At 58.9% G+C, this 15,809-nt stretch carries 16 protein-coding genes; 10 read left to right on the forward strand and 6 right to left on the reverse strand.

Annotated elements, in window-relative coordinates:
- Positions 1-82: 82 nt before the first annotated feature.
- The 8 genes from urtA (at position 83) to HCG46_RS09530 (ending at position 10,157) form a co-directional block, all read left to right on the forward strand.
- Positions 83-1,369 carry an urea ABC transporter substrate-binding protein gene (urtA, locus tag HCG46_RS09495; RefSeq protein WP_031269634.1) on the forward strand — a complete coding sequence of 429 codons (1,287 nt, stop codon included), beginning with the start codon at positions 83-85 and terminating at the stop codon, positions 1,367-1,369.
- 239 nt (positions 1,370-1,608) lie between these two features.
- On the forward strand, positions 1,609-3,231 hold the full coding sequence (gene urtB, locus HCG46_RS09500; protein ID WP_168685945.1) for an urea ABC transporter permease subunit UrtB: 1,623 nt from the start codon (positions 1,609-1,611) through the stop codon (positions 3,229-3,231).
- On the forward strand, positions 3,228-4,466 hold the full coding sequence (gene urtC, locus HCG46_RS09505; protein ID WP_168685947.1) for an urea ABC transporter permease subunit UrtC: 1,239 nt from the start codon (positions 3,228-3,230) through the stop codon (positions 4,464-4,466). Before urtB ends, urtC begins: the two co-directional genes overlap by 4 nt.
- Before the next feature lie 4 nt (positions 4,467-4,470).
- On the forward strand, positions 4,471-5,217 hold the full coding sequence (gene urtD / locus HCG46_RS09510) for an urea ABC transporter ATP-binding protein UrtD (protein WP_023001728.1): 747 nt from the start codon (positions 4,471-4,473) through the stop codon (positions 5,215-5,217).
- 114 nt (positions 5,218-5,331) lie between these two features.
- The gene (gene urtE, locus HCG46_RS09515; RefSeq protein ID WP_023001729.1) at positions 5,332-6,027 is read left to right on the forward strand and encodes an urea ABC transporter ATP-binding subunit UrtE; all 696 of its coding nucleotides are present in this window, start codon (positions 5,332-5,334) and stop codon (positions 6,025-6,027) included.
- Between the two features lie 175 nt (positions 6,028-6,202).
- Positions 6,203-7,489 carry an ArgE/DapE family deacylase gene (locus HCG46_RS09520; protein ID WP_168685949.1) on the forward strand — a complete coding sequence of 429 codons (1,287 nt, stop codon included), beginning with the start codon at positions 6,203-6,205 and terminating at the stop codon, positions 7,487-7,489.
- A 328-nt stretch (positions 7,490-7,817) separates the two neighbouring features.
- The gene (locus tag HCG46_RS09525) at positions 7,818-9,125 is read left to right on the forward strand and encodes a UDP-glucose/GDP-mannose dehydrogenase family protein (protein WP_168685951.1); all 1,308 of its coding nucleotides are present in this window, start codon (positions 7,818-7,820) and stop codon (positions 9,123-9,125) included.
- A 279-nt stretch (positions 9,126-9,404) separates the two neighbouring features.
- Positions 9,405-10,157, forward strand: coding sequence for a sugar transferase (locus HCG46_RS09530; protein ID WP_075281390.1), 753 nt, complete (start codon positions 9,405-9,407; stop codon positions 10,155-10,157).
- 45 nt (positions 10,158-10,202) lie between these two features.
- Here the strand turns inward: HCG46_RS09530 and aroQ are convergent, their stop codons facing one another.
- Positions 10,203-10,646 (reverse strand): type II 3-dehydroquinate dehydratase, encoded by a 444-nt coding sequence (gene aroQ / locus HCG46_RS09535; RefSeq protein ID WP_055658186.1) that lies wholly within the window; start codon positions 10,644-10,646, stop codon positions 10,203-10,205.
- On the opposite strand from aroQ, the gene HCG46_RS09540 reads away from it, so the two are divergent.
- A complete protein-coding gene (locus HCG46_RS09540; protein ID WP_168685953.1) occupies positions 10,633-11,073 on the forward strand; it encodes a hypothetical protein in 441 nt (146 codons plus the stop codon). The genes aroQ and HCG46_RS09540 overlap by 14 nt on opposite strands.
- A gap of 33 nt (positions 11,074-11,106) precedes the next feature.
- On the opposite strand, the gene HCG46_RS09545 is transcribed toward HCG46_RS09540, so the two are convergent.
- Complete coding sequence (locus HCG46_RS09545; RefSeq protein WP_023001735.1) at positions 11,107-11,637, reverse strand: response regulator; 531 nt, start codon at positions 11,635-11,637, stop codon at positions 11,107-11,109.
- A 257-nt stretch (positions 11,638-11,894) separates the two neighbouring features.
- On the opposite strand from HCG46_RS09545, the gene HCG46_RS09550 reads away from it, so the two are divergent.
- Positions 11,895-12,095 carry a hypothetical protein gene (locus HCG46_RS09550; RefSeq protein WP_023014640.1) on the forward strand — a complete coding sequence of 67 codons (201 nt, stop codon included), beginning with the start codon at positions 11,895-11,897 and terminating at the stop codon, positions 12,093-12,095.
- Positions 12,096-12,125: 30 nt separating this feature from the next.
- Here the strand turns inward: HCG46_RS09550 and HCG46_RS09555 are convergent, their stop codons facing one another.
- The 4 genes from HCG46_RS09555 to HCG46_RS09570 all read right to left on the reverse strand — a co-directional run bounded on the left by HCG46_RS09555 (position 12,126) and on the right by HCG46_RS09570 (position 15,799).
- Positions 12,126-12,797 (reverse strand): class I SAM-dependent methyltransferase, encoded by a 672-nt coding sequence (locus tag HCG46_RS09555; protein ID WP_168685955.1) that lies wholly within the window; start codon positions 12,795-12,797, stop codon positions 12,126-12,128.
- A gap of 72 nt (positions 12,798-12,869) precedes the next feature.
- Entirely contained in the window at positions 12,870-13,022 is a 153-nt protein-coding gene (gene ccoS, locus HCG46_RS09560) for a cbb3-type cytochrome oxidase assembly protein CcoS (protein ID WP_023001738.1), read from the reverse strand.
- Between the two features lie 7 nt (positions 13,023-13,029).
- Positions 13,030-15,276: a heavy metal translocating P-type ATPase gene (locus HCG46_RS09565; protein WP_168685957.1), complete on the reverse strand. Its 2,247-nt coding sequence runs from the start codon at positions 15,274-15,276 to the stop codon at positions 13,030-13,032.
- Between the two features lie 10 nt (positions 15,277-15,286).
- On the reverse strand, positions 15,287-15,799 hold the full coding sequence (locus tag HCG46_RS09570; protein WP_055658177.1) for a FixH family protein: 513 nt from the start codon (positions 15,797-15,799) through the stop codon (positions 15,287-15,289).
- Positions 15,800-15,809: the final 10 nt, after the last annotated feature.

Consider the following 15,809-nt stretch of genomic DNA (forward strand, 5'->3'; position numbering starts at 1 on the left):
GATCCCTTCCTGACAGCGGCACACCTTCCAGCCGCCAATCGCCGGCGTGGGAACCGGTGACGTCAAGCAAAGGGGAACATCCATGAAAAACACATTCACCAAACTCGCATTGGCAGGCCTGATGGCCTCCACGATGATCGGCGGCGCATCCGCCCAGGAAGACACGATCAAGGTCGGCATCCTGCATTCGCTTTCCGGCACCATGGCCATTTCGGAAACCACTCTGAAAGACGCCATGCTGATGCTCATCGAAGAGCAGAACAAGAAGGGTGGCCTGCTTGGCAAGAAACTGGAAGCGGTCGTCGTCGACCCGGCTTCCGACTGGCCGCTGTTTGCTGAAAAGGCGCGTGAGCTGATCGAAGTCAACGGCGTCGACGCCGTGTTCGGCTGCTGGACGTCCGTTTCGCGCAAGTCCGTTCTGCCGGTCTTCGAAGAACTCAACTCGCTGCTGTTCTATCCGGTTCAGTACGAAGGTGAAGAATCCCAGCGCAATGTCTTCTACACGGGCGCTGCACCGAACCAGCAGGCCATTCCGGCCGTCGATTACCTGATGAACGAGGAAGGCGTCGAGCGCTGGGTTCTGGCCGGTACCGACTATGTCTATCCGCGCACGACCAACAAGATCCTTGAAGCCTACCTGAAGTCCAAGGGCGTGGCTGAAGAAGACATCATGATCAACTACACGCCGTTCGGTCATTCCGACTGGCAGACGATCGTGTCCGACATCAAGACCTTCGGCTCCGCCGGCAAGAAAACCGCTGTGGTTTCCACTATCAACGGCGATGCCAACGTGCCGTTCTACAAGGAACTGGGCAACGCGGGCATCAAGGCTGAAGACATTCCGGTTGTCGCCTTCTCCGTTGGTGAAGAAGAGCTCGCCGGTCTCGACACCGCTCCGCTCGTCGGCCACCTGGCTGCCTGGAACTACTTCCAGTCCGCAGATACCGAAGCCAACGCCGAGTTCATCGATGCCTGGCACGCTTACATCGGCGACGACAAGCGCGTGACCAACGACCCGATGGAAGCGCACTTCATCGGCTTCAACATGTGGGTTGAAGCAGTCAAGAAGGCGGGCAGCACCGAGCCGGATGCCGTGATCGACGCCATCGTCGGTGTCAGCGTACCGAACCTGACCGGCGGCTACTCGGCAATGATGCCGAACCACCACATCACCAAGCCGGTGCTGATCGGTGAAATCCAGGAAGACGGCCAGTTCGAAACCGTCTGGGAAACCTCCGGTCTCGTCGTCGGCGACGCATGGTCCGACTATCTGGACGGCTCCAAGGACCTGATCTCCGATTGGCGCGCACCGCTTTCCTGCGGCAACTTCAACACTGCCACCGGCAAGTGCGGCGGCTCCGGGTCTTAAGGGAGGAGACGGAGCTCGGGCGGGTCTTACGAGACCCGTCCTCTTTCCCCGGTTTTCCAACCGGAAAGGTTTGCCTGGAGAGACGCTCTTAGCTCTCCCCTCATCCTGAGGAGGACCACAAGGTCCGTCTCGATGGATGGGCGGCAATCCCGGAAGCAAGTGACCCATCCTTCGAGACGCCGCAATGCGGCTCCCAGGATGAGGTCGTCAGGTGAACGTTCTAAACACCGGTGGACACGATGTCCTTGATGAGATCCTTCCTACTCCTCCTCAGCCTCGCTGCCAGCCTCCTTGCCGCACCGGCACTGGCCCAAAGCGATCCAGAGGCACTCCGTCCGCTGATCAACGACCTGGCCAAGGGCAAATATTCCGAAACCGAAAAGCAGATCGGTGCCCTTGTCGCGACCGGTGACCCGCAGGTGGCCCCCGCCCTCGAGGCCCTGAGCGATGGCGACCTCTACGTGCGCAAGGCCGATGGCGAAGTCTTCATCACCAGGAAGGCCGGCAAGAACTTTGCCCTGATCGACCCGCTGACCATGGAAACGACCGGCGAAGCGGCCAAGGGCGAAATCGACAAGATCAAGGTCAACAACAAGCTGCGCCGGGTGATCCGGTCCGCGCTCGGGTCGCTGACCCTGATGGCGCCCGATCCGAAGGTGCGGATGGCGGCTGCCGAAGCCGTGTTCAAGGCGAAGGATCCGGACAGTATCGAAGCCCTGGATGCCGCCATTGCCGCTGAAACGGACGATGGCGTGCGCAAGGTGATGGAAGAAGCCCGGGCCGCAGCCGTTCTGAACTCAGATATGGACGAGGCAGCGAAACTCCAGGCGGTTTCGACGCTCGGCACGATGGGCAACCGTGATGCTCTGTCTCTTCTGATCGCCGTACAATCTTCCTCTGAGGGCGCCTTGCGCGAAGCGGCAACCACGGAAATCACCAAGATCGAGAAATCCATCGCCGCCTGGGATGCGGCACAGAATGTCTGGTACGGCCTGTCGCTTGGATCCGTGCTGCTGCTCGCTGCCATTGGTCTTGCCATCACCTTCGGTGTCATGGGCGTCATCAACATGGCGCATGGCGAGATGGTGATGATCGGGGCTTACGTCACCTTCGTGGTTCAGGAATTCATTCGCTCCTCCGCGCCAGGGCTCTTCGATTATTCCCTGTTCATCGCCCTGCCGCTTGCCTTCCTCACCTCAGGACTGGTGGGCGTTGCCATCGAGCGTGGCGTGATCCGCTGGCTGTATGGGCGCCCCCTGGAGACGCTGCTTGCGACCTGGGGCATCTCGCTGGTGCTGCAGCAGGCAGTGCGCTCGATCTTCGGCCCGACCAACCGTGAGGTTGGCAACCCGGACTGGATGTCCGGCGCCTTCGAAATCGGCCAGATGACGATCACCTATAACCGCATGTGGATCATCGTCTTCGCGATGCTGGTCTTCGCCGGACTGATGCTTGTCCTCAAGAAGACCCCGTTCGGACTCTATACCCGGGCCGTGACCCAGAACCGGCGCATGGCCGCCTCGATGGGCATCCGCACTCCCTGGATCGACGCCCTCACCTTCGGGCTCGGCTCTGGCATTGCCGGGATCGCGGGCGTCGCGCTCAGCCAGATCGACAACGTTTCGCCGAACCTTGGCCAGGGCTACATCATCGACAGTTTCATGGTCGTGGTCTTCGGCGGGGTCGGCAATCTGTGGGGCACACTGGTAGGCGCCATGACCCTCGGTGTCGTGAACAAGTTCCTGGAGCCCTATGCCGGCGCCGTGCTCGGCAAGATCTTCGTGCTCATCTTTATCATTCTCTTTATCCAGAAGCGTCCAAGGGGCCTGTTCGCCCTCAAGGGCCGGGCAGTTGAAGCATGATGACCTCCTTCCTCTTCCGCGCCATGGACGCCCGAGCAGGGATCTTCCTCGCCATCATGGCGGCCGTGATTGTCCTGGTTCCTGCCGGCAACCTGCTTGTCCCGGAAGGCTCTGCCTTCCATGTGCCGACCTACGCGGTCACGCTGATGGGCAAATACCTGACCTACGCGTTGTTGGCGTTGGCGGTAGATCTGGTCTGGGGCTATTGCGGCATTCTCTCGCTCGGTCATGCGGCCTTCTTCGCGCTCGGCGGCTATGCCATGGGCATGTACCTGATGCGTCAGATCGGAACCCGCGGCGTTTATGGCGACCCGATCCTGCCGGATTTCATGGTGTTCCTGAACTGGGGAGAACTGCCCTGGTACTGGTACGGCTTCGACATGTTCTGGTTTGCGGCGCTCATGGTGCTGCTGGTGCCGGGCGTGCTGGCCTTCGTCTTCGGCTGGTTCGCCTTCCGCTCACGCGTCACCGGCGTTTACCTGTCAATCATCACGCAGGCCCTCACCTACGCGCTGCTGCTTGCCTTCTTCCGGAACGACATGGGTTTTGGCGGCAACAACGGCCTGACCGACTTCAAGGACATTCTCGGCTTTGATATTCAAGCCGACACGACCCGCGCGGGCCTGTTTGCAGCCTCAGGCCTGGCGCTGGTCCTGTGTTTCCTCATCTGCCGGGCGATCACCCGATCGAAACTCGGCAAGGTGCTGGTGGCCGTGCGCGACGCGGAGAGCCGGACACGCTTCCTGGGCTACCGTGTTGAACACTACAAGCTGTTCGTCTGGACCCTGTCGGCCATGATGGCCGGTATCGCCGGTGCCCTTTATGTGCCGCAGGTCGGCATCATCAACCCGGGTGAATTTGCACCCGCCAACTCCATCGAGGTGGTGATCTGGGTTGCCGTCGGCGGGCGCGGAACGCTGGTTGGGGCCGTTCTCGGCGCCGTTCTGGTCAACTTCGCCAAGACATGGTTCACCGCCGCCCTGCCCGACATCTGGCTCTTTGCGCTCGGTGGCCTCTTCGTGGTCGTGACCCTGTTCCTGCCGAAGGGCATCGTCGGCACCCTTTCCCAGGGCTGGACGGCCTTGCGGCAACGGAAAGTCTCCAAAGACTTCGAAGCCGGGTCGGACCAACCTCCGAGCCAGGCACCGCAGTCGCCCGCTTCCCCGGCCAACGTCAGCCCGAAAAAATCTGCCTCGACCGTTCCGGCGGATGCCGAAGCCCAGCCCGCGGAGTAAAGCCATGGCACGATCTTCCAGTCTTCTTTATCTCGACGGCGTGTCGGTTTCCTTCGACGGCTTCAAGGCACTGAACGAATTGTCGCTGACGATTGCCCCGGGTGAAATGCGGGCCATCATCGGTCCCAACGGGGCAGGCAAGACCACGATGATGGACGTCATTACCGGCAAGACCCGACCGGACAGTGGCGAGGTTTTTTTCAACGGCACCGTGGACCTTACCGGCGAGGACGAAGCTTCGATCGCCGAACTCGGGATCGGCCGCAAGTTTCAAAAGCCGACCGTTTTTGAGAGCCATACCGTCTGGGACAACCTGGAACTGGCGCTCAAGGCACCGCGTGGCCCATTTGCGACCCTGTTTCATGTCATTTCGGGTGGTGAGAAGAAGCGGGTTGAATATCTGCTCGATCTGATCCGGCTTGGTTCGAAGAGAAGCGAGCTCGCAGCCAACCTCAGCCACGGCCAGAAGCAGTGGCTGGAGATCGGCATGCTGTTGGCCCAGGATCCGAAGCTGCTTCTCGTGGACGAGCCTGCTGCCGGCATGACGGATGCCGAAACCGCCGAAACCGCTGAACTTCTGAAGGATATCGCCAATGATCACTCGGTCGTCGTGGTCGAGCACGACATGGTGTTTGTGCGCTCCCTGGGTGTCAAAGTCACCGTTCTCCACGAAGGCTCGGTCCTGGCTGAAGGCTCACTCGACCATGTCTCAGCCGACGAACGTGTCGTGGAAGTTTATCTCGGACGATGAGGAGTAGGCTTTGTCTTTCGCGTCTCGTCGCTCGTGGAAGTGATACGGCGGTACCGAAAACGAACGAACCAACGGCCACAAGGCGCATCGCGATCAGCCAAGGGAAGTCAGCTCATGCTGCAAGTTGAAAACATCGATCTTCACTATGGCGCCGCCCAGGCGCTGAAGAAGGTTTCGCTGAAGGCCGAGACCGGCAAGGTAACCTGTCTGATGGGGCGCAATGGTGTCGGCAAGACGTCCACCTTGCGTGCCGTGGCCGGTCAGCACGGCATCAGCGCCGGCAAGATCCTGTGGGACGGCGAGGACATATCCTCGCTGGCAGCCCACGCCCGCGCCAAGAAAGGCATCGCGATTGTGCCGCAGGGACGCGAGATCTTCCCTCTTCTATCGGTAAAGGAAAATCTTGAGACCGGCTATGCCCCGATCCCGCGCAAGGAACGGTTCATTCCCGACACGATCTTCGAACTTTTCCCGGTGCTCAAGGACATGCTGTCCCGCCGTGGCGGTGATCTGTCCGGCGGACAGCAGCAGCAGCTCGCGATTGCACGAGCCCTGGTCACCCGTCCGAAACTTCTGGTGCTTGATGAACCGACGGAAGGCATCCAGCCTTCAATCATCAAGGACATTGGCCGGGCAATCTCGTGGCTGCGCGACCAGGGCACGATGGCCATCGTGCTGGTGGAACAATATTTCGAGTTCGCCCGTGATCTGGCCGACGATTATGCCGTCATGGACCGCGGCGAAGTGGTGCTCTCGGGCACGGGGGCCGACCTTTCTGAAACGGAAGTCCGTCGGTATCTGACTGTTTAGGCCAGGGGCACGTCTCCCAAAGCTCACTTTTCCGCCTCATCGTGGGGAGCCGCTTCGGAGGCGCCGCGAAGGATGATGGGGTTAGGTGTGCTGTTACCCGCATTTGACGCAGGCAGTGCAGTTGATAGGGTGCAGGCAAATCGCCCACCTCATCATCCTTCCCAGCCGGATCGTCATGTCAGAACCCCTTTCCAACGAAGCCATTTCCGCAATCACAGCTGCCGTTGACGCCGCATTCGAGGACGAGATCGCCTTCCTGCAGGATATCGTGCGGGCAAGATCCCTTCGCGGTGAGGAGGCCGGTGTCCAGAAGATCATTGCAGACGCTCTCCGTGACCGTGCCTATGACGTCGAGACCTATGGGCTTGATGTGGCGCAACTGCAGTCCCATCCGGCCTATTCTCCAGCCACTATCGACTACACCGACACGTTCAACGTCAGTGGTCGCAAGAAGTCTGGCCATGGCGGACGTTCGTTGATCCTGAATGCCCACGTTGATGTTGTTCCCACTGCCAATCCGGCAAACTGGACCCATCCGCCGTTTGCAGCCGTGCGCGAGGGCGATTGGCTTTTCGGACGGGGCGCGGGGGACATGAAGGCAGGCCTCGCAGCCAATCTCTTCGCAGTCGATGCCATCGAGGCTGCCGGGTTCAGCTTGAAAGGACCGCTCGAGTTCCAGTCTGTCATCGACGAAGAGGTGACGGGCAATGGCACCGCAGCTGCGATCATGAATGGTGCGACAGCGGACGCGGTTCTCATTCCCGAGCCGACAGACGAAGAGGTCACCTATGCAAATTCCGGTGTCATCAAGTTCCGGATCTCCGTCCAGGGCGTGCCGGCTCACCCACGTGAGCCGGAGTCAGGCCTCAGCGCAATCGAGGCGGCGTTCCTCGTTATCAATGAGTTGAAGGTTCTGGAAGCTCGCTGGAACGAGGAAAAGACCAGCCATCCCGGCTTCGATGACCTGCGCAATCCTGCAAGCCTCAACATCGGCACCATCAACGGCGGCGAATGGCCGGCGTCCATCCCGTTTGAATGCCGTTTCGAAGGCCGGATCGGATTTTATCCGGGTGACGCCCCACAAGACCGGATGGCCAGCGTGGAACAGATGCTGAAAACGCTTGGTACGAAGGATCCCCGGCTTGAAAAAGCCAATCCAAAGCTCAAATGGATCGGGACATGTCAGGCAGGATATCTTCTTGCCGAAGGCAGCGACGCGGAAAATGCGCTCGCCGCCGCACACAAGATCACATCCGAAACTGCGCTCAAACGGTCGATCATGGCCTGCTATCTGGATGCGGCTCTTTACGTGAACCATTGCGGCATTCCCGCCCTCACCTATGGCCCGCTGACAAAGAACATTCACGGCATAGACGAATGCGTGAACCTGCCGTCGCTGAAAAGAGTGACGAAGACGATCGCCCTGTTTACCGCTGCCTGGTGCGGCATCGCACCGACGTAGGCCAGTTCAGCTGCACCGAAATGAGGAGGCCCTTCTTCGCACAGGGGCCTTCCTTCCGGCGGAGCACATCCCCTTTTTAGCCAGAAAAATGCTCCCGTTTTTTGTGTCGTTCCGTTAGTCTTCATGCCCGGGACGCGTTCAGGCAATTGCAGACGCCTCATCCTGTCCCTTTTCAGAGTAGTGTACGGAGCAGAATTTCAAAATTTCAAACAATACGATTTCAACGAACTGGTCTTTTGCTGCCGGTCCATGTAATTCGGGCAGCACCTAGCGGGCTTATGGTGATTGACTAGCGCCTGAAGACCACCCAGAAGCAGGAAAATTTAAAATGCGTGTTGCAATGATTGGGACCGGCTATGTCGGTCTGGTGTCCGGAACCTGTTTTGCCGATTTCGGACATGTCGTGACTTGCATCGACAAGGATGCAAGCAAGATCGACGCCCTGAACAACGGACAGATCCCGATCTATGAACCTGGCTTGCAGGAACTCGTTGCAAAGAACGTTGCCGAAGAACGCCTCTTCTTTACCACTGCTCCTGAAGAAGCGATCCGCAAAGCGGATGCCGTTTTCATTGCCGTCGGCACGCCGACCCGCCGAGGCGATGGCCATGCCGATCTTTCCTACGTTTATGCCGCGGCAGAGGAAATCGCACGACTGATCGAGGGCTTCACCGTGATCGTCACCAAATCGACCGTTCCGGTCGGCACGGGAGACGAAGTGGAAGCGATCATCCGCAAGACCAACCCTGACGCAGAATTCGCCGTCGTTTCAAATCCGGAATTCCTGCGCGAAGGCGCCGCCATCAGCGACTTCAAACGCCCCGACCGGGTGGTGGTCGGGACCGATGACGAGCGCGCGGTCGAAGTGATGCGTGAGCTTTACCGCCCGCTGTATCTCAACGAAACCCCGATCATCGTGACCCGCCGCCGCACATCGGAACTCACCAAATACGCGGCCAATGCGTTTCTCGCGGTCAAGATCACCTTCATCAACGAAATTGCAGACCTGTGTGAGAAAGTCGGGGCAAACGTCCAGGAAGTCTCGCGCGGTATCGGCCTCGACAACCGCATCGGCGGCAAGTTCCTGCATGCCGGCCCAGGCTACGGCGGCTCTTGCTTTCCGAAGGACACTCTTGCCCTCTCGCGGATCGCCGCGGACGCACAGTCCGATCTGAAGATCGTCGATTCCGTCATCGAGGTGAACGCGGCCCGCAAGAAGAAGATGGCCGACAAGGTGATCGAATTCATGGGCGGCGACGTAAGCGGCAAGACGATCGCGCTGCTTGGCCTCGCCTTCAAGCCCAATACGGACGACATGCGCGAAGCTCCGAGCATCGACATCGTGGAAAAACTGCAGGCTGCTGGTGCCAAGATCCGTGCCTACGACCCGGCCAGCATGGAAGAAGCCGAGAAGGTCATGTCGGGTGTGATGTTCTGCGATGGCCCCTATCATGCCATCGAGAACGCAGATGTGGTTGTAATCGTTACGGAGTGGGATCAGTTCCGTGCGCTTGACCTCGACCGCGTCAAAACTCTGGTCTCTGCACCCAAGGTTGTCGACCTGCGAAATATCTACAAGCCGGACTACATGGAAGCCCGTGGCTTCGAGTACACCAGCGTCGGCCGCACCTACTAAGCGGCCGGTTCCCACCTCAGAATTTAATATTCAATGCGAACGTCGGGCTAACCCTAGCCCGGCGTTCAATTTTTTAAAAATTAATTAAATTTCACATCACTTTTGACGTCGGAACATTGCTCCCGTCGCGTCACTATGGTAACCAAACCCTTAATGGATAACAATTTTCCCGATCTTGTTACCCAAATATTAACGATACGATCGTGATTGCGACTGCCTCCAGACAGGTTGCTGGCGCACATCAAGTGGTCTCGTAAATCGGGTTGAGGCTGGCATATCTTGGCAGACGAAACAGTATCTTACGAAGCAGATGATCACGGCCGCGAAGCGATGAATATTGCCGGTTTCGCGACGTGGGGCTATCCGCACCCCGACCTGCTCGATGCGACAAACCGTGCCTCCCGCGACCTCCGCCCGGCACGCGGAGTGATTCAATCCGGACTGAAGAAATGTATTGACCTGACCGGTGCAAGTGCCGGCCTTCTACTGCTTTTTCCCTTATTTGTTGCACTCGCGGTTGCAATAAAACTGACAAGCCGCGGACCGGTATTTTTCCGTCAGTGGCGCTACGGTTTGAACGGCAAGAAGTTTGCCGTTCTCAAGTTCCGGACGATGTACGCCAACCAGTGCGACAGCACCGGGATTTCGCAAACCGTTGCCAACGATCCGCGCGTCACATTGATCGGCGCCTTCCTTCGCAAGAGCAACTTCGATGAATTGCCGCAGCTCATTAACGTGTTGCGGGGAGAGATGTCCCTGGTAGGTCCTCGGCCGCATGTGCCCGGAATGCTGGCCGCCGGAATGCCTTATGAAGACTTCCACCCCAGGTATATGGATCGCCACAAGGTGCTTCCGGGCATCACAGGCCTGGCGCAGGTCAACGGCTTTCGCGGGGAAACCAAAAACGCTCATGCGGCCCGTATGCGGCTGGCCTATGATCTTGCCTACATCGAGCGTCAGTCGGTTATCCTTGATGTCAAAATCCTCGCGACGACGGTCGCAAGGGAATTCTTCAACGGCAACGGTTACTGAACCGCCGAAAAATCCTCAAACAGTGTCCCTGGCGGAGACGCAGGATCATGCGTCTGCGCACAAAGTCGCCATGCGCTGCAGGGCAAGCAGGTAACCCTCCACACCGCAGCCAGCAATCACCGCATCCGCCCGGGCTGAAACATAGGAATGGTGCCGGAAGCTTTCCCGTTTGTGGATGTTGGAGACATGAACCTCGATCACCGGACAGGTGCAGGTATTCAATGCGTCCAGAATTGCGATCGACGTGTGCGTATAGGCCGCCGGGTTGATGATGATACCCGCGGCCGCTTCTCTCGCCTCATGGATCCAGTCGATAAGCACGTGTTCGGCATTGCTCTGATGGAATGCGATCTCCAGCCCCTTGGGCGCAGCGGCGGCCTCACACATCGCACGGACATCATCCAGGGTCTGAGCCCCGTAGATCTCCGGTTCCCGCTTGCCAAGCAGATTGAGATTCGGACCGTTCAGAACATAGATGATTTTTGCCATTGAATTTTCCCTAGACCTTCGTCGACAACTTGCCCCGCACTGGCGATTTTTACCAAGAAATTCGAAGATTTCCGGCAAAAGTTTGTGGACGATTGTTATCGGAGGTGATACCGCGGTCCCGCATCCTTGCGACGCTCGGTTTTACGCAATATTAACTATAAAACTCCAGTGTGAGAAAAAATCGGCTCATCGGGTAACCATGATTAAACTCCGCGAACGGTTGGACACACTTGAAGCTTTGATGGCCGCCATCGAAGGCTACCATCATCTCCCTATCGATGTTCTTTCCCAGTTCCTGCTCGACCACTACACGGTTGATCTTGACGTTCTGGCGCAGTTTGCCGAAGCGGCAGAAAGTGCCCAAGCTCAAGGCGCATCGTCTTATGCGGCAGCGGAAAATCGCGCGGCAGCACAGTCGGCCGCCTGACGCGTCCACATCACATTCAGCTGAGTTTTACGCTTAACCGATCGCGGTGAGGTTACCGTCGCCTTCGCCGCCCTGCTGTTGCGGCTGGCCGGGGCCACCTTGCCAGATTTTCTGGCGGTTCCGGATTTCGCGCGGAGCAGGGCCGAAATAGGTGGCCGTCTTGATGAAATCGCGCGGGTGCAGGATCACGCTGGAAACGCGCTGATACAGTGCCTTTGCCGAGATCGGCTTGGACAGAAGCTCGTGCACGCCGAGCCGGCGCGCTTCCACGATCCGGCTACGCTCGGTGTGAGCGGTCACCATGATAATCGGGATATAGGCGAAGGGATTGTTCGGACTGCGGATCATGCGCACCATGTCCGCCCCGTCCAGGATCGGCATGACCCAATCCAGAATAAGGATGTCAGGGTTCGCCCGGTCCATGGCTTCAAGGCCGGACGCGCCGTCTTCAGCCTCGACAATGCGCCGCGCACCGAACCCCTGCAGCATGGTGCGCAGGATGGTCCGCATGTAAGCACTGTCTTCGACCAGCAAGAATGTCAGAGAGGCAAGATCCAGGCTCACCTAGTCCTCCTTGTTTGACTTAACCTTTGCCATGAAAGTCTGAACAATGAGTTAGTCTCCGGCCGCGAGGGCCCCACAATCATCCACCGATGCGGCATCGACTTTGAATAGTTTCGGAAAGGCTGAGAAATTACTCGCAATACACTGATGGATTTCACCTATTGGTAATATTGCGCTCAATTAATCTTTTGGCCGGTTCGATATTAACGGGACTTTCAATTGTACGCCCCCATCTTGCAGGCAAGAAATCGAACTGAATGAGCAGCCTTTTGCAAACGATTGTAAGAACCATGTCCCGGGATCCTGAAACGTTCGGGGAAGACGATCCGCTCCCTATGGAGCATGAACCGTCCGACCTCGGCACTAATGCAAGACTGAGAGACAATCTCCTTCTGCTTGCCGGCATAGGGCTCGTCCTGCTTGCCACAGGCATGGCCCTGTCCAACGTCCTCTCCTAAGCTGCCCGTTGTGCCTTGCCGCGGCAGGGCTCAGGCAAGGCGCGGCTTCCGGGCACTGAAGAGTGCCACGCACCCGATCCTTTCAATCTTCACCTCGGCAAAGCGTTTTTCAAGTTCCGCTCGCAACGTGTCCTGCGTGTCGGCTTCGTTTGAAAAGACACCCTTGCGGTTATAGATCTGCATCAGCTTGCGGGCGGCACCGGACCGCGGCGCATCGCCTTGAAGGATGGTGGAGCCAAAGACGGTTGCCCCTTCTTCGAGATGCGGTACCGCATGATCGAAAATCACTGCCTTTTCAGTCATGGTTCCCGGAAGGCAATGAAGCACGTAGTTGAGGCCGATGGTCTTGAAACTGCCGATATCTTTTGGCCACGGCACGAGTGCATCTGCCTGAACGGTGACGGGGTTCAAGCGGGCAATCCTGGCAGCAGCCTTGTCGAGGCACTCCTGGTTGGGATCGAGCAACGTCACGCTTGGATCTGCAACGGGAAACCTGGTCTTGTCCAGGAAGTAACCGGTGCCCACGCCGATATCCAGGTGATCGGCGGAAACATACTGGTCATAGAGCGCGACCAGATGAGAGCTCGGACAACGCCAGATCCAGCGGTTCGACAAACCCAGCACCAGGGCATCGTAGATGGCCAGCGACGTTCTGGAATAAACGGCGTAGCCCGGTTTGTGCGCGTCCGGAAACGAATCCATGCATAGCTCCAGTTACCTTAAGGAATGCATGGGGCTAGGCGCACGGGAACACAAAGTCAAGATTGCCGGCAACTACTTGTCTGGCAGGTCGTCGTCGTCAAGGATGCGCCATTTGGCACCTTCGAGATCGTCATACTGGCCGCTTTTCAAGGACCAGAGGAAAGCCCCAAGCCCTAGCGCTCCCAGGAGCAATGCAATCGGTATCAGATAGATCAGAACGTCCATGTTGATCTCATTCAGCAGCCTGTTGCCGTCGCACTGCGGGTGCGTTCGCTCCTGCGTCCCTGCCGCCCTCTCCCCAGCGCAGCTTGAGCGCGTTTGCGGTAACTGCCAGCGACGATGCGGACATCGCTGCTGCCGCCATCAAAGGTGTGACGAAACCGGCCACGGCAATGGGCACGGCAATGATGTTGTAGACGACCGAAATCCAGAGGTTCTGCTCGATTGCCGCCCTTGCCCGTTTCGACAGCCTGAGCGCATCGGCCACCGGCTGCAATTTGTCACCGAGAAAAACGGCGTCTGCAGCGGCCTGACTGAGATGCACGGCAGAGACAGGCGACAACGAGACATGCGCCCCGGCCAGCGCCGGTGCATCATTCAGGCCATCGCCAACCATCAGGACCTTGCGGCCACTGGCCTGGAGTTCTTCGAGACGTGCAATTTTCTGGGCCGGCTTCATGCCCGACCGCCAGTCCGATACACCCAGCACAGCCGCGCAATCGGCCACAGCAGGTTTCGTATCCCCGGAGACAATTTCAAGCGCGTAGCCGGCTGATTTTAACTGATCGATCACCGCCCTGGCATCCGGCCGCAGCCGTTGCCGGAAGGCCAACAGGCGGGCAGGATCCGCGCCAAAGCGGATAGCAAGCAGAGAGGCACCCGGGTTCGACTGCAGTGCTGCCTCGACCTGTTCGTCGGATGCTTCGCAGAACAGCGGGCTGCCAAGCCGCAGACGCTGTCCGGCAACCAGGGTTTCAAGCCCCGCCCCGGATGTCTCGCTGACGTCCGGCAGAGGCTGCAGCGCTCCTGTTGCCTTGACCAGGGCTGCCGACAAGGGATGCCGACTTGCCAGGGCAAGGCGTCCGGCCAGCGCAAGCGTTTCGTCATCTGGATCGATGGAGCTACACAGATCCGGCTCGGTAAGCGTCAGCGTACCGGTCTTGTCGAACAGGATGGTGTCGATATCCGACAATCGTTCGATGGCATCGCCCGAATTGAGCAGGATTCCACACCGGAAGAGCTGCCCGGATGCCACCACCTGCACAGCAGGAACCGCCAAACCGAGCGCGCAGGGACAGGTGATGATCAAGACGGAAATGGCGATGATCAGGGCTGGCTGCCAGTCGAGCCCGGCCAGCAACCAGCCAAGAAATGTCAGCGCAGCCGCGCCATGCACCAGGGGCGCATAAAGGCGGGCGGCTCGGTCTGCAATGCGCACGTATTTGGATTTGGCCTGGGATGCAGCTTCCAGCAGGCGGTTGACCTCATCCAGCAACGTCGCGCCGGAAGCAGCCTGAACCCGGACCTGCAACACCCCTGCTCCGTTTAAGGTACCGGCATAGACCCGTTGACCGGCCGCAACCGGCACCAGCACGCTTTCACCGGTCACAAGGCTCTGGTCGATCTCGGAAACACCGGTTTCAACCACACCATCCACCGGCACCCGCTCGCCGCCCGATACCAGAACCAGGTCACCTGCGGCGATTTTTGAAAGCGGAACTTCGCGGACAGCACCGTCGGGATGGATCAGTGCAGCAACTTCGGCCTTCAGAGCGGCGATGTTCTCTGCAAAAGACCGCGTCCGCCCCCGCATGTTGTGGTCGAGATACCGTCCGACCAGCAGGAAGAACAACAGCATGACGGCAGATTCGAAATAGGCGTGATGCTGGTGCTGGATGGTCTGGACGACCGACAGGGCAACCGCCAGTGTCACGCCGATCACGATCGGCACATCCATGTTCAATCGGCCGGCAGCCAGGGCGTTGAAGGCGCTACGAAAGAACGGCCGCCCGGAGTAGGCAACCGTCGGCAAAGCAATCAGCGCAGACAGCCAGTGGAAGAAATCCCGGGTTTCCGGGGTGATGTCGGTGGCATTGCCCGACCACACGGAAACGGACAGCAGCATGATGTTCATGCCGGCAAAGCCGGAAACCGCCAGGCAGCGCAGCAATTGTTTGCCGGTCTTGTCCTGACGCTCCTTCTGGCTTGCCGGATCAAACGGGTGGGCCTTGTATCCGAGACGTTCCAGCTCGGCGACGATCTCGTCAGCCCCGGTCTGGTCTTCCGACCAGTCGACGGCGAGCCGCTGGCTGGTCAGGTTGACGCGTGCCGTCCGGATGCCCGGAAGCCGTTTCAGACCTCGCTCGATGTCTCCCATGCAGGCAGCGCAGGTGATGCCGTCGACGGCAAGGTCCATGTGGACCGCACCGTCTTCGCCCGGCGTCACGAATGCCTGCCAATCACGCTGATGGACCGTCACGGTACGTGCCTCAGTTCTTGACGAAGATCCGGTTCTCGGACCGGAATTTCCGTTCGCCATCCTGTTCGATTTCCAGGATGAGTGTCCAGTTGCCGTCGGCAAGGTTCTCGACTGTGCCGACATAGCGCCCACCGCCGTCAGCCGTGAAATCGACCTTCACGTCGGCGTCGTCATGAACCGGATTGCGCAAAAGAGCATGAAGGACCACCCCGTAAAGCGGCGTTCCCTGCGCGTCGTTGGCCGTGACGACCAGCTTGCCATCCGCACTGCTGGTGCGGGTAAATTCGGTCGAGACCTGCCAGTTCAGGTCTGCCTGAGCCTTGGCGGCCGCGATTTCCTCGTTGTAGGCCTGTCCGGCTTCATAGGAACTTTCCACCACCACGCCCGGGAAAGACCCGAGCGCGAGATAGATGAACACGGCGTTGGCGGTAAAGATCACGCCAAAGAAGGCAAGAAGCCAGACCAGGACCGTCTTTCCGGTGATCGCCTTGGGATCTTTCATGTTCGATTGAACCATCGTCATTCTTTGCTCC

This window comes from Labrenzia sp. PO1 (assembly GCF_012273635.1).
GTDB lineage: Bacteria > Pseudomonadota > Alphaproteobacteria > Rhizobiales > Stappiaceae > Roseibium > Roseibium algicola.